Origin of the sequence: Polynucleobacter sp. MWH-Creno-3A4 (assembly GCF_018881885.1) — a bacterium.
In the GTDB taxonomy this organism is placed as follows: Bacteria; Pseudomonadota; Gammaproteobacteria; order Burkholderiales; family Burkholderiaceae; genus Polynucleobacter.
Genome location: NZ_JACXSA010000001.1, coordinates 481,579 through 494,690, shown reverse-complemented (window position 1 = coordinate 494,690; position 13,112 = coordinate 481,579). Strand labels below are relative to the sequence as shown.

General features: G+C 44.5%; 17 protein-coding genes and 1 tRNA gene. 14 read left to right on the top strand and 4 right to left on the bottom strand.

Going from position 1 to position 13,112, the window contains the following annotated elements:
* The first annotated feature begins 3 nt into the window (after positions 1-3).
* Complete coding sequence (locus IEN92_RS02365; protein WP_216160250.1) at positions 4-933, top strand: AEC family transporter; 930 nt, start codon at positions 4-6, stop codon at positions 931-933.
* Here IEN92_RS02365 and maiA read toward each other — a convergent pair.
* Positions 910-1,584, bottom strand: coding sequence for a maleylacetoacetate isomerase (gene maiA, locus IEN92_RS02360; protein ID WP_215374015.1), 675 nt, complete (start codon positions 1,582-1,584; stop codon positions 910-912). The two genes, IEN92_RS02365 and maiA, sit on opposite strands and share 24 nt — an antisense overlap.
* A gap of 90 nt (positions 1,585-1,674) precedes the next feature.
* Between maiA and IEN92_RS02355 the strand changes: the two genes are divergently transcribed.
* Positions 1,675-2,304: a trimeric intracellular cation channel family protein gene (locus IEN92_RS02355; protein ID WP_215374013.1), complete on the top strand. Its 630-nt coding sequence runs from the start codon at positions 1,675-1,677 to the stop codon at positions 2,302-2,304.
* A 210-nt stretch (positions 2,305-2,514) separates the two neighbouring features.
* Positions 2,515-4,185, top strand: a complete 1,671-nt coding sequence (locus tag IEN92_RS02350; protein WP_216160247.1) for an MFS transporter — start codon at positions 2,515-2,517, stop codon at positions 4,183-4,185.
* A 66-nt stretch (positions 4,186-4,251) separates the two neighbouring features.
* Here the strand turns inward: IEN92_RS02350 and IEN92_RS02345 are convergent, their stop codons facing one another.
* The 3 genes from IEN92_RS02345 to IEN92_RS02335 are packed head-to-tail and all read right to left on the bottom strand — an operon-like array spanning position 4,252 to position 5,432.
* Positions 4,252-4,863, bottom strand: a complete 612-nt coding sequence (locus tag IEN92_RS02345) for an MOSC domain-containing protein (protein WP_216160244.1) — start codon at positions 4,861-4,863, stop codon at positions 4,252-4,254.
* A gap of 32 nt (positions 4,864-4,895) precedes the next feature.
* On the bottom strand, positions 4,896-5,216 hold the full coding sequence (locus IEN92_RS02340; RefSeq protein ID WP_216160242.1) for a DUF6150 family protein: 321 nt from the start codon (positions 5,214-5,216) through the stop codon (positions 4,896-4,898).
* 36 nt (positions 5,217-5,252) lie between these two features.
* On the bottom strand, positions 5,253-5,432 hold the full coding sequence (locus IEN92_RS02335; RefSeq protein ID WP_215374006.1) for a hypothetical protein: 180 nt from the start codon (positions 5,430-5,432) through the stop codon (positions 5,253-5,255).
* A gap of 242 nt (positions 5,433-5,674) precedes the next feature.
* On the opposite strand from IEN92_RS02335, the gene IEN92_RS02330 reads away from it, so the two are divergent.
* The 11 genes from IEN92_RS02330 to IEN92_RS02280 all read left to right on the top strand — a co-directional run bounded on the left by IEN92_RS02330 (position 5,675) and on the right by IEN92_RS02280 (position 13,053).
* On the top strand, positions 5,675-5,830 hold the full coding sequence (locus IEN92_RS02330; RefSeq protein WP_216160239.1) for a hypothetical protein: 156 nt from the start codon (positions 5,675-5,677) through the stop codon (positions 5,828-5,830).
* A gap of 20 nt (positions 5,831-5,850) precedes the next feature.
* The gene (locus IEN92_RS02325) at positions 5,851-6,192 is read left to right on the top strand and encodes a hypothetical protein (protein WP_216160236.1); all 342 of its coding nucleotides are present in this window, start codon (positions 5,851-5,853) and stop codon (positions 6,190-6,192) included.
* A 94-nt stretch (positions 6,193-6,286) separates the two neighbouring features.
* Positions 6,287-6,853 carry an SRPBCC family protein gene (locus tag IEN92_RS02320; protein WP_216160233.1) on the top strand — a complete coding sequence of 189 codons (567 nt, stop codon included), beginning with the start codon at positions 6,287-6,289 and terminating at the stop codon, positions 6,851-6,853.
* Between the two features lie 123 nt (positions 6,854-6,976).
* Positions 6,977-7,053, top strand: a tRNA-Met gene (locus tag IEN92_RS02315).
* 60 nt (positions 7,054-7,113) lie between these two features.
* Positions 7,114-7,647, top strand: coding sequence for a DUF2878 domain-containing protein (locus IEN92_RS02310; protein ID WP_216160230.1), 534 nt, complete (start codon positions 7,114-7,116; stop codon positions 7,645-7,647).
* 118 nt (positions 7,648-7,765) lie between these two features.
* Positions 7,766-8,857 (top strand): recombinase RecA, encoded by a 1,092-nt coding sequence (gene recA, locus IEN92_RS02305; RefSeq protein WP_215373989.1) that lies wholly within the window; start codon positions 7,766-7,768, stop codon positions 8,855-8,857.
* 4 nt (positions 8,858-8,861) lie between these two features.
* Positions 8,862-9,383, top strand: coding sequence for a recombination regulator RecX (recX, locus tag IEN92_RS02300; protein WP_216160227.1), 522 nt, complete (start codon positions 8,862-8,864; stop codon positions 9,381-9,383).
* A 188-nt stretch (positions 9,384-9,571) separates the two neighbouring features.
* Positions 9,572-10,741 carry an ADP-forming succinate--CoA ligase subunit beta gene (sucC, locus tag IEN92_RS02295; RefSeq protein ID WP_215373985.1) on the top strand — a complete coding sequence of 390 codons (1,170 nt, stop codon included), beginning with the start codon at positions 9,572-9,574 and terminating at the stop codon, positions 10,739-10,741.
* Positions 10,742-10,756: 15 nt separating this feature from the next.
* Positions 10,757-11,650 (top strand): succinate--CoA ligase subunit alpha, encoded by an 894-nt coding sequence (gene sucD / locus IEN92_RS02290; protein ID WP_216160224.1) that lies wholly within the window; start codon positions 10,757-10,759, stop codon positions 11,648-11,650.
* A gap of 80 nt (positions 11,651-11,730) precedes the next feature.
* Entirely contained in the window at positions 11,731-12,435 is a 705-nt protein-coding gene (locus IEN92_RS02285) for a TerC family protein (protein WP_215373982.1), read from the top strand.
* A gap of 120 nt (positions 12,436-12,555) precedes the next feature.
* The gene (locus IEN92_RS02280; RefSeq protein WP_216160219.1) at positions 12,556-13,053 is read left to right on the top strand and encodes a pilin; all 498 of its coding nucleotides are present in this window, start codon (positions 12,556-12,558) and stop codon (positions 13,051-13,053) included.
* Positions 13,054-13,112 lie beyond the last annotated feature (59 nt).

Sequence of the window (13,112 nt, the reverse complement as noted above, 5' to 3'; positions counted from 1 at the left end):
CAATTGCTCTACGTATTCAATGTCGTTTTACCCGTTTTTGCTCTCATACTTATAGGGTATGTTTGTGGCCGTACTGGTAAGTTGGGGGTAAGCGCCTCTATTGAGCTCAATCGTTTTGTGGTCTGGCTTGCATTACCAGCCCAGTTATTTAATTTTGCGGCAACTAGTGGTTGGCAAACACTGTGGCAACCAGAATTCATTTTTGCTTTCCTGATGAGTTGTTTTCTGGTTTTTATCCTCGTCCTTGGTGTGAGCTGGTATCGCACTCATGATTTAGCAGCATCGAGTTTTGATGGGCTATCTGCCTCTTACTCGAATACTGGATACATGGGCATTCCCCTCTGTGCATTGGCATTGGGGCAAGATGGTTTAGCGCCAGCCATTATTTCTACTTTTATTGTGTTTGTAATGTTTGCCTTAGCGACTGTGTTGATTGAGGTGGGCATGTTGTCGCATAAAAAATCCCATGAAGTCATACTGAGTGTTCTCAAATCTTTATGTACAAACCCTTTACTCATAGCACCAGTAGCAGGCTTACTTTGGGCTGCAAGTGAATTTCAGATGTATGGGCCTGCATCACAAGTAATTGCTTTTTTAGCGGCTGCTGCCACCCCCTGTGCCTTGGTCTCAATTGGTTTATTTCTGACGCAAAAAAGCGACTCCCTTCCAGCTCAGGCATGGAGTATTAGTTTTGCCAAACTTATTATTCAACCGTTGATCGCATGGTGTATTGCTGCCCAAATTTTGGATTTGCCCACACTTTGGGTAAATGCGATTGTGATTTTGAGTGCATTACCAACGGGGACCGGGCCTTTTATGTTGGCACAGTATTACAAAGCAGATGGGAGCGTGATTTCTCGTGTTGTATTAATTACTACTATGGGTTCCCTGGTAACGCTCTCACTGTTTCTATGGAGCAACAGTAGGATTTGATCCTTCGGCATCTATTTGGTTTTCCCAGGACGCATCGATAAATGCCGGCAACTTCATGCACTCACCAAAGATTCTCATGAGTGTGGGGTAGCAACTAGTATCCATTTGACTGCTTAGGGCATTAAATAATTGGGGCACAAGGCAGATATCGATCAAACCCGGTTGATCACCATAAGCAAAGCGGCCTACTCGAGAATCCTTGCCGAGCTGCTTTTCTAGACTTTCAAGCCCTAGATGCATCCAATGCTGATACCAAATATCTTTATTTTCTTTGCTGATACCCAATTGCTTTATTAAATAGCGCAATACACGCAGGTTGGTAATGGGGTGAATATCGCTGGCGATGTCCATGGCGAGTGAGCGCACCCAAGCACGATCCACTAACACTTTTGGAAGTAAAGCGGGTTCAGCGTGAATTTCTTCAAGGTATTCAATAATGGCTAGCGATTGATGAATAGAATTTTTTCCATCATCTAGTAGGGGAACTAAGCGATTCGGATTTTTATCTGCATACTCTGCTGATTGTTGATCGCCACCATGCTTATTTAGGTGCACCGGAATAACTGCATAGTCCACGCCCTTGAGGTTTAGAGCAATCCGAACTCGAAAGGCGGCGGAGCTACGCCAAAAACTATAGAGCTTGGTTTGCATAGAGAGTTTTTGCTAAAGACATGGAGATGAGTATATTCACAGGCAGCAATTTAGGTAAGAGCGTATTTAAAGTGCTTTAGACTTATTGCCATGGAAGAGATTAATTTCTGGATTGGCGTGATAGCAACCATGGCATTTGCTGTGACAGGCGTTCTAGCAATTGCTGATCGTGGGGTCGACCTCTTTGGGGTGTTGGTACTAGGGCTAATTACCGCAATTGGTGGGGGTACGATTCGAGACATCATTTTAGAGGCCCCCATCTTTTGGTCAGAAAACCAAATCTACGTTTGGCTAGCTTTGGGTGCAGGCGCACTTACCTTTTTTGCTGAATCTTTTTTTACTCAGCCACAAATTTATCGTTGGATGTTGTATATCGATGGCTTTGGCGCAGCGCTGTTTGCTATTCAAGGAGCCAATAAGGCCTGGATCATGAACTTTGGTTTGCCTGTTGCACCCGTGATCTTGGGCGTAATTACCGCAATTGGCGGAGGCTTATTGCGAGATGTGTTGGCTGGACGCAAAACGCTCTTGATGTCACATGAACTCTATGCAATTCCGGTGACCTTGGGTTGTTGCGCTTACGTACTGATTTTGAACTTTATTCCGCAATATGCACTAGAGGGTTCTGTGATTTGTATGTTCTGTATTTTTAGCTTACGTGCAGCAGCGATTTATTGGGATCTCCATGTTCCCAAAATGTTTATTACTAAAACGCGCTAATTGCGCTATCACTTTGCGGACCCCAATCCCCATGCAATTAGACGCTAGGCTTAGGCATGTGGCTTGAATACCTCTAGTTTGCATATTTCTCGGGAAAACCCCGAGACATTTTGATGGGGAATTACCCTAAGTAGTGGATTTCTTTGATTTTTTTCAAAGCATAATCGACCCGTTGTTTTTTATTTCAATAAAAATAGTTAGGAGCTACTGATGTCAACATCAACTAAAGCAGCCCCAATGACCGCCGAAGAACGCAAAGTCATTTTTGCATCCTCATTGGGCACGGTTTTTGAGTGGTACGACTTTTATCTTTACGGTTCTTTGGCTGCCGTTATTGCCAAGCAGTTCTTCTCAGGCTTAGATGCTGGCTCAGCCTTCATTTTTGCTTTGTTGGCGTTTGCTGCTGGTTTCATCGTGCGTCCATTCGGTGCATTGGTGTTTGGCCGCTTGGGAGATTTGATCGGGCGTAAATATACCTTCTTGGTCACCATCCTCTTGATGGGTGGCGCAACCTTCATTGTGGGTATCCTTCCTAACTATGCAACTATTGGTGTTGCTGCTCCAGTGATCTTGATTGCATTGCGTATGCTTCAAGGTTTGGCTTTGGGCGGTGAGTATGGTGGTGCTGCCACTTATGTTGCAGAACATGCCCCTCATGGCAAGCGTGGTGCCTACACAGCTTGGATTCAGACAACTGCAACTCTTGGTTTGTTCCTCTCCTTGCTCGTGATTTTGTTCACACGTGAATTTACTGGCCCAGACTTTGAAGTTTGGGGCTGGCGTGTTCCTTTCATCGTTTCTATCGCATTGCTGGCTGTATCTGTATGGATTCGTTTGTCCATGAATGAATCACCAGCCTTCAAGAAGATGAAAGAAGAAGGCAAACTATCAAAGTCACCTTTGGGCGAGTCATTCGGTCAATGGAAGAACTTGAAGATTGTGATCTTGGCATTGTTTGGCCTGGTTGCAGGTCAGGCAGTGGTTTGGTACACAGGTCAGTTCTATGCTTTGTTCTACCTCACCCAAGTGTTGAAGGTGGATGCTAAGACTGCAAACTTATTGATTGCTGCTTCATTGGTCATCGGTACACCATTCTTCGTGGTATTCGGTAGCTTGTCAGATAGGATTGGTCGTAAGGTCATCATCATGACTGGTTTGTTATTGGCTGTAATTACTTACATTCCTAACACACCAGTTTCAGTGTTTAATGCCTTGACCCACTTTGCTAACCCAGCGTTAGAAAAAGCAATGGCTACTGCACCAGCAACCATTACTGCTGATCCAGCAGAATGTACTTTCCAGTTCAACCCAACTGGTACAGCGAAATTCACAAGTTCTTGCGATATTGCAAAACAAGTGATGGCCTCTAACTCTGCTAGCTATACAACTATTCCAGCGCCAGCAGGAACGGTTGCTGTAGTGAAAATCGGTGATGTAGAAATCCCTGGCTATTCTTCTAAGGGCCTTGACCCTGCTGAAGCTAAAGCAAAGGATGCTGAGTTCAAGAAAGCAATTCGTGAAGCTTTGAACAAAGAAGGTTATCCAACTAAAGCTGATCCAGCACAAATTAACTATGTTGCTGTATTGCTCTTGTTGGTTTACTTAGTGCTTTTGGTAACCATGGTTTATGGTCCAATCGCTGCGATGTTGGTGGAAATGTTCCCAACCCGCATTCGCTATACCTCTATGTCCTTGCCATACCACATTGGTAACGGTTGGTTCGGTGGCTTGTTGCCAACGATCTCCTTTGCCTTGGTAGCGCAAAACGGTAACATTTACTACGGTCTCTGGTACCCAATCATCATCGCTGCGATGACATTGGTAATCGGTACACTGTTTGTTAAAGAAACCAAAGACGTAGATATCTACGCACGTGACTAAGAAGATTTACTAAGCTTCTGTAGTCTGCATCAAATAAGAAACCCGATCAGCAATGGTCGGGTTTTTTTATTCCCACAAATTTTGTTGATTACGGCTTTGGAGTAGATTGCGATTTTGCTGGGCAATGGAAAGCTCTCTTGGTCCGGGGATGAGTTTGATTTGTGCGCCAGCAGTCAATATTCCCGTTTTTAAGACGCGTAGATACCAGCCGCTAAAGCCGGATTGCAACATCGCTTTGACGGCGCCTTTATAACCGACTGTGGCATTGAATTTAAAGCAGGGCTCACGAAGTTTGACTACTCCAAATTCGAGCTCTCCAATTTGGAGTATGTCCCCCACAAATACCTCAGTTTCTAGCAAGCCCTCAATCGTGAAATTTTCGCCTATCGCTCCGAACTCTAGAGCGGTCAACTTCTTTGTTTCACGAGTCAAGAGTTGATTCCAAAATGCGTAGTGCTCAGCCGGATAAGCGTAGATCGCTTTTTCAATCCCGCCATGAGCACTGAGGTCTGCTTGTTCATCATCCTTTACGCCTAATACGCCAATCTCAACTGGGGTAGGGTTTTGTAGGTTACTAATACTCTTCTTAAGAATCGCTGAAGCAACAGATTGGTAGTTGGGGTGATGGTCGCCAAAAAGCGGTACAACTTTGCCTGCAGATATGGAGAGTAGTTTCATGGGAGAGTGATGTAGGGTTTAGTGACTAAGGTTTAATAGCGGCAGCGGGCTTCATTTTTGTATTTTGTGAAATACACAATGAGATCTGCTTCGGATTTGTATTGGGTGTAATAGATCACGGCACGCGCATTAGTTTTGTATTTTGTATAAAACCAGACTCCTGGATCAGTTTCAGAGGAGTATTGAGTCTCATAAACAATACAGTTTGCCTCGGATGCATACTTCGTTACATAAACTTTGGCGTTGGCTTCAGATGGGTAGTTAGTGATGTAAATTTGCGCTGCTGATGCGCCTAATGGTGGTAGGGCACTCAAAATGCAGAAAGAAACGAGTACATGGGGATGGAATCGCATCCCTCTATAGTAAGACGTAAAGCCAATAAGAGTCGATTAGCTCTCTAAATCTTCGCTGCTATCGTCAATCCGATATTCCACTTTCATCTTTTTAAAGACAGGCTGACCCATCAAATTCTTATCGTGCGCAGCTGGGTCTGTTAAATAGCAGTATCCGTAAAACGGGATCGGCTCTCTCTCAAACAGCTCTCGATCTTCAGTTGTAAAGGTGGTCATTTGTTTCTCCCCATTTCAATAGCGCTTGATACCCCACAAGCAGCCTCATTTTTCAGGAAGAAATATGACATTTCTACCGCCGCTCAAAATATTTTTCCATTAAAAAATCAGCCCCACATTTTTAGGTCTTCCAAACACCAGCAGACGCTAACTTGTCATAAATCCATCACTAAAGTGACTTAATTTCACCCTACATTGTTGAAGTAGGTGGGTCGCAAATGATTTCTAAAAAAGGGGTGGCGATGAATAAGTTCAATGCTTTCATATTGGTATCTGCAATGTCCTTTTTTGCTGGGCTCGTGAGTGCTAGCACCCTTGGTGTTGGAGATCCAATACCAAAAACTGAGCAAGTGATTTCCTATCTCAATCAAGCCCTTAATCAAGAACAAGCCTATTAATTTACTCACAGGAGCTATAAATGCCATATCAATTTATTAAAAGTAAGCCACGCCTCAGTTTTGTTGTGCTGACTGCGCTTTGTGTGGGTATCGGAGTTGTTGCTACTCAAGTGCAGGCCAATATTCAAGATCAATCTGAGATTGCATTAAGCAACCCTCATCAGATCCCTGATGAATTGAATCCGCGCTTTCGTCGTCTAGAGGACCGACTGGATGTTGTCAAGCAAGAGATCAAGGACTTGTTAGGTGCGACCAAGGGGGTGCAAGCAGATGAGGCGGAAACGGTTCATAGCCTTGCCCTGAAGGGTTCTGCGGGGAGCCCTGCGCCCGTATACGACTATACGACGGGAACCTCAAATTAATTTATTCAGCACTCATGAGATACGTGCAGGAAAACCACCCTCGGGTGGTTTTTTGCTATTCTTCAATGGTTTATTTCACTCATAAAGCCCATCAATGAAATGGATTTTTTCCGCAACGCTGTTTTTATGTTGTCTGCAAGTATTTGCTCAAGAATCTGGCAATCCTTTTGATGTACAAACTACCGTTAATGCAATTGATGGCCGCTTTCAAATTCATGCCAGCTATCTTGTGCCGATCAATCTGTGCAATGCCTTTGCATTTCTAAGTGACTATGAGGATGCTAAAAATATTCCGGGTATCACAGAGTCAAAAGTGATTTCAAGGTCGGGCAATAGAGTGCGGGTACAGCGAGTGGTTGAGGAGCAAATTTTATTTATTCCGATTGAGATTCAATCGGTTATTGAGTACACCGAGATTTCAAATCGATATCTGAGTTTTGAGCAGATTAGTGGCGATACGAAGCTCTACAAGGGCACATGGAGGTTAACTCCAGATAAGGAGAAGACCCTCTTTCGATATGAGTCCGTCGTTGAGCCTAATTCAATGATTCCAACAGTAGTGATTGAGTACTTCATCAAAAATAGTATTCGCAGTCGGTTTGAGCTCATGGCTCAGCGGGCTGCACAAAAAAAGTTTCCCGCAAATATGGCTTGTAATTAGTCACTTCCGCTTGGAATGGGAATCCAACCCAAAACCAACAAAAATCGGGATTTTGAAGATCTCAGACTATTGGATCCAGTCGGGCTGGCTCTAGCTGCAATTTGACCCTATAATTACGAGTTCGGCGAATTAGCTCAGCTGGTTAGAGCGACGGAATCATAATCCGCAGGTCCGGGGTTCAAATCCCTGATTCGCCACCAAATCTAAAGGCCATTGCCCACCGGCAGTGGCCTTTTTCATAGGCTGGCTAGAATCGTTGTATGGCTAAATTTTGGAACTTTGTTCTCTTTCAGGTTGGTTGGTTTGCCTGTGTCTTGGGCGCTGCCAACCGGCAGGTCCTATGGGCGGTTCTTGGGACCTTGGCTTATATTGCCTTCCATGCATGGCGTTCACCCTTCCCAAGGGCGGAAATGCGCCTTCTAATCAAGGCTCTCATCTTTGGAATGATTGCTGACAGTCTCATCATGCATTTGGGCTACATCGATTTTCTGGATTCCTGGCCTTCACCTTATTTATCGCCATTGTGGATGTGGACTCTTTGGCTTTTGGTGGCAACCACCGTCAATGGATCCTTATCTTGGTTGCGTGGTCGACCTATTCTGGCCGGTATTTTGGGAGCTATCTGTGGCCCATTGTCCTATGAGGCTGGCATTCGGCTGGGGGCTGGGACATGGGGCCCTGGGGGCTCATTGATCGGTTTTATCCTGCTTGCGCTAGTTTGGGGGTTGGCAATACCCCTGTTTTTCTATTGGGACCGCACCCCTTTAGAGCGTGGCTTATTAGCAAATCCGTAAATTCCTTTCAAAAGTCGCTTGCAAAGACTACTGTTTTTATATACAGTAAGTCCTAAGTTGTGGAACAGTAGATAAAACTTCGGGAAAAAGCCCAATACAAAGCGAAAAGGAATCAAAAATGGCCTTGGATGACAAACGAAAATCAGCCTCTTCTGAATTTGAAGGAATGAGCGGAGATAAGCAAAAGGCGCTAACAGCAGCCTTGGCACAAATTGAGAAGCAATTTGGCAAAGGCTCAATCATGAGATTGGGCGACGCTGAAATTAGCCAAGATATTCAGGTGGTATCAAGTGGTTCCCTGGGTCTAGATATTGCCCTTGGAGTCGGCGGTCTTGCACGTGGTCGTGTGATTGAAATTTATGGCCCAGAGTCATCCGGTAAAACAACATTAACTTTACATGCGATTGCAGAAATGCAAAAACTTGGTGGAACCTGCGCCTTTATCGATGCAGAGCACGCATTGGATGTGCAGTACGCTTCACGTCTCGGTGTCGATGTAAATAATTTATTAATCTCTCAACCTGACACTGGTGAGCAGGCCTTAGAAATTGCAGACGCTTTAGTGCGTTCAGGCTCTATTGATTTGATTGTGATTGACTCTGTTGCTGCCTTGGTTCCAAAGGCTGAAATTGAAGGTGATATGGGTGATTCATTGCCAGGCCTGCAAGCACGTTTGATGAGTCAAGCTTTGCGCAAATTGACTGGCGCTATCAAGCGCACCAATACAACAGTGATATTTATTAACCAAATTCGTATGAAGATTGGTGTGATGTTTGGCTCTCCAGAAACCACTACTGGTGGCAATGCACTCAAGTTCTACGCTTCTATGCGTTTGGATATTCGTCGCATTGGTAGTATCAAAAAAGGCGATGAAGTGGTTGGCAATGAAACGCGAGTGAAAGTTGTTAAAAACAAGGTTTCACCACCATTCCGCGAAGCAATTTTTGACATCATGTATGGCGCTGGCATTTCTAGGGAAGGTGAAATTATTGATATGGGCGTAGAAGCCGATATCGTTGAGAAATCTGGCTCCTGGTATAGCTATAACGGCGACCGTATCGGTCAGGGCAAAGACAATGTGCGCGATTTCTTGAAAGAAAATCCAGCGATTGCCAAAGATATTGAAGCCAAGATTCGGGAAAAGTTAGGCGTTAAAACTGGCTCTGCAGTAGTCACTGATGTCCTGAGCGAAGAAGAGGAAGTCGAGTAAGTCGATGTCTGAATTAGGCAGCAAAGAAAGAGTCAAGCAAAGCCCGAGTCTCAAAGCTCGGGCTTTGCGCCTTTTATCCCTCCGCGAATACAGTCGTAAAGGATTAGCAGCAAAGCTTGCAGAATCTGAGGCGAGATGGGCAAAGCTCGGGGCTGAGCAAGTGGATCAAACCTCCGAGTCTATGCAATCAAAGATTGAAGCTGTTTTGGATGATTTTGAGGGGCGCGGTTGGCTTTCAGACGAGCGATTTGCTGAAGCACTGGTACGTAGGCGCAGCGAGCGCTACGGAATGCGAAAAATTCAAGGTGAGTTAGAGCGGGCTGGCATTGGGGCGGCTCAGTCAAGCAAGCTGCTACAGTCACTCAAGGAGACTGAATATCAACGGGCTTATGAACTGTGGCTCCGCAAATATGGGATAAAAGCACAGGATCAGCAAGAGCGTGCCAGGCAATATCGCTTCTTAGCTTCGAAGGGTTTTAGCTCGGAAGTGGTCGGCAAAATCATTGGCGGTCAGCAGCCTGATTAGGGCAATTACGGATCACCAGCGAGGATTTGCCGCGTTGCAGCATGATAGACTTATGGAGTCGGTCAAGCCGTTCGCATTTATTCAAATTTAGCTAATTTGGCTATTTCTAGGGTAAGTATGAGATACAGGCAACATCGGTTTAACTAATCCTCATCACTTGCTAAAAAAGATACCGTTTCGGAGTAATTATGAAAATTCACGAGTACCAAGGCAAAGAGCTTCTTCGCCAATTTAATGTGCCTGTTCCTAACGGCATTCCTGCATTTAGTGTTGATGAGGCAGTGAAAGCTGCTGAAAAACTAGGCGGCCCAGTATGGGTTGTAAAGGCCCAGATTCATGCAGGTGGTCGCGGTAAGGGCGGCGGTGTGAAGTTGGCTAGAAGCATGGACGACGTGAAGAAATACGCTTCTGAAATCTTGGGTATGCAACTCAAGACTCACCAAACAGGACCTGAAGGCCAAAAAGTCAATCGTCTCTTAATCGAAGACGGTGCAGATATTCAAAAAGAGTACTACTTCAGTATCGTTACTGACCGCGCAACACAGAAAAATGTGATCATGGCCTCTAGCGAAGGCGGTATGGATATTGAGGAAGTTGCTGAATCTCATCCAGAAAAAATTATCAAAGTCTTTGTTGATCCATTGCTTGGCTTAACAGATGCAGATTGCGATATCGTTGCAAAAGGCATTGGCGTTCCTGAAGCCTCTATTCCAATGGCTCGCGATGTATTCAAAAACCTTTATAAGACTTATTGGGATACCGATGCTTCATTGGTCGAAATTAATCCATTAATTCTTGAGGGCAACGGCAAGATCAAGGCGCTCGATGCGAAGTTCAACTTTGATCCAAACGCACTATTCCGTCATCCAGAAATCGTTGCTTATCGCGACATCGATGAAGAAGATGCAGCTGAAATTGAGGCCTCTAAGTTTGACCTTGCTTATATCTCTTTAGATGGCAATATTGGTTGTTTGGTTAACGGTGCTGGTTTGGCCATGGCAACCATGGACACCATTAAGCTGTTTGGTGGTGAGCCAGCAAACTTCTTGGACGTTGGCGGTGGTGCGACAGCAGAGAAAGTAACTGAAGCATTCAAGATCATGTTGAAAAACAAGAGCGTTGAGGCAATTTTGGTCAATATCTTCGGCGGCATTATGCGTTGCGATGTGATTGCTGATGGTGTTGTTACTGCATGTAAGGCAGTAAACCTCACAGTGCCTTTGGTTGTGCGCATGAAGGGTACAAACGAAGAGCTTGGTAAGAAAATTCTTGCTGACTCTGGTTTGCCAATCATCAGTGCCGATTCAATGGCTGAAGCTGCTACTAAGGTAGTTGCTGCTGTTGCCAAAAACAAATAATCAAGGAATTTCAAAATGTCTATTTTGGTTAATAAAAATACTAAAGTCATTACCCAGGGTATTACTGGTAAGACTGGTCAGTTCCACACTGAAAAATGTCAAGAATATGCAAATGGTAAAAACTGTTTTGTTGCGGGTGTAAATCCGAAAAAAGCAGGCGAGTCAATTTTTAATATTCCAATTTATGCAACAGTAAAAGAAGCAGCTGCGCAGACTGGTGCCACTACTTCTGTTATTTATGTTCCGCCTCCGGGCGCAGCAGCTGCTATTTGGGAAGCGGTTGAGGCTGACCTCGATTTTGTAATCTGTATTACTGAAGGCATTCCTGTGCGCGATATGTTGGAAGTGCGCAATAAGATGAGGGCCAAAGAAGCTGCTGGCGGTAAGAAAACCTTATTGCTTGGACCGAACTGCCCTGGAATCATCACTCCAGATGAAATTAAGATCGGCATCATGCCTGGCCATATTCATAAAAAGGGCCGCATTGGTGTTGTCAGTCGCTCTGGTACCTTGACATACGAAGCTGTTGGTCAATTGACAGCAATTGGTTTGGGTCAATCTACTGCAGTTGGTATTGGCGGTGATCCTATTAACGGTTTGAAGCACATCGATATCATGAAGATGTTCAATGAAGATCCAGAAACAGATGCCGTCATCATGATTGGTGAAATCGGTGGTCCAGATGAAGCTGAAGCAGCCCGTTGGTGCAAAGCGAATATGAAAAAACCGGTAGTTGGTTTTATTGCCGGTGTGACTGCGCCTCCTGGAAAACGCATGGGCCACGCTGGTGCCTTGATTTCTGGTGGTGCTGATACCGCCGATGCCAAGCTTGCTGTGATGGAGGAATGTGGCTTCAAAGTAACAAAGAACCCATCTGAGATGGCTGCTTTATTAAAAGTCATGTTGTAATTAAAAGGGCGCTGTTTAAACAGCGCCCTTTTTAGTATTAAATAGTTAGACAAGAAAAAATAAAAAAGTAGGGAGACAAAATGGATTTTTCAGTCTTTTCAGGTGCAGCATTTTGGGCTGCACTTTTATCAATCATTGTGGCGAATATTTTGCTATCTGGCGATAACGCTGTGGTGATTGCCTTGGCTTCTCGGAATTTACCATCCCATCAACAAAAGAAAGCTATCTTTTGGGGTAGTGCCGCTGCAATTATTTTGCGTGTGGTGTTAACCATCACTGCTGTTCAACTACTCACCTTGCCTTATTTGAAGATAATTGGCGCAATTTTGCTGGTCTATATTGGCGTTCAGTTATTAGCTGATAGTGATGATGAAGCTGAAATGAAGGGGCACTCTAATATTTGGGGTGCTATTAGAACAATCCTAGTCGCTGATTTGGTGATGAGTTTAGACAATGTTTTGGCAGTTGCTGCAGCCGCGCAAAAAGGGCCAGAAGAAACTCGCTTGGCACTGCTTATTATTGGTTTGGGGCTTTCTATTCCATTGATTATTTTTGGTAGCACGATGTTGTTAAAGGTGATGGATCGTTTTCCAGTCATTATTACCTTGGGTGCAGGACTATTAGGATTATTGGCTGGCGGAATGTTGGTTGAAGACCCAGCAATTAAGGAATCGATTCAAGCTGCTATGGAAGATGCCCATATGATTTTTGAAGGTGTTGGGGTTGCCATTGTGATTTTGCTGGGAACCTATTTAAAGAAAAAGAATTCCAGCAAGCCAGCATAATTTCTTGTACCACTATCAGTAAAAGCCAGCCTCTAAAGCTGGCTTTTTTACATATAGCTGCCTTGAGTTCAAGAGGTATAGAGTAGATGATGAGGAATTTCACCTCAGGAGCTAAAAGATATGCAGACACAAACGCAAGACAAAGAATCTGGATTTACCTTGATTGAAGTCATGGTGGTTGTTGCCATCATCGGGATACTAGTCGCAGTAGCGGTCCCGCAGTATCAAGACTACATTGCTCGTAGCCGTGTGGTTGAAGGCATGAATTTATCTTCTAGTGCAAAACTTGCGGTTACTGAGGCGTTTGCTAGTCGAGGAACGGTTGCGATGGATGAGGCTACTAACGGTTCTTTTACCTTTGGCCCAACACGCAGCGTCAAGTTAATAGAGATTACACCTTCGGGCGCCATTGCCATTGACTACCAAGTGAGCGTTGCACCTGAAGGTAAGAACACATTGCATCTAGTACCCACAAATAATCCTGACGCAAATTCACCTCAGTCACTAGATTTGTCAAAGCCAGAGGGGGCAACATGGTCTGGCGGATGGTCTTGTAGATCGACAGAAACGAATCTTTTGCCTCAATTACTGCCTTCAGAATGCAGAATTAGTAAATAAGCAGTTGAGAATACTTAGCCAAGCCATACTATGGATTGGCTAAGTTAGAGCTCTCAACT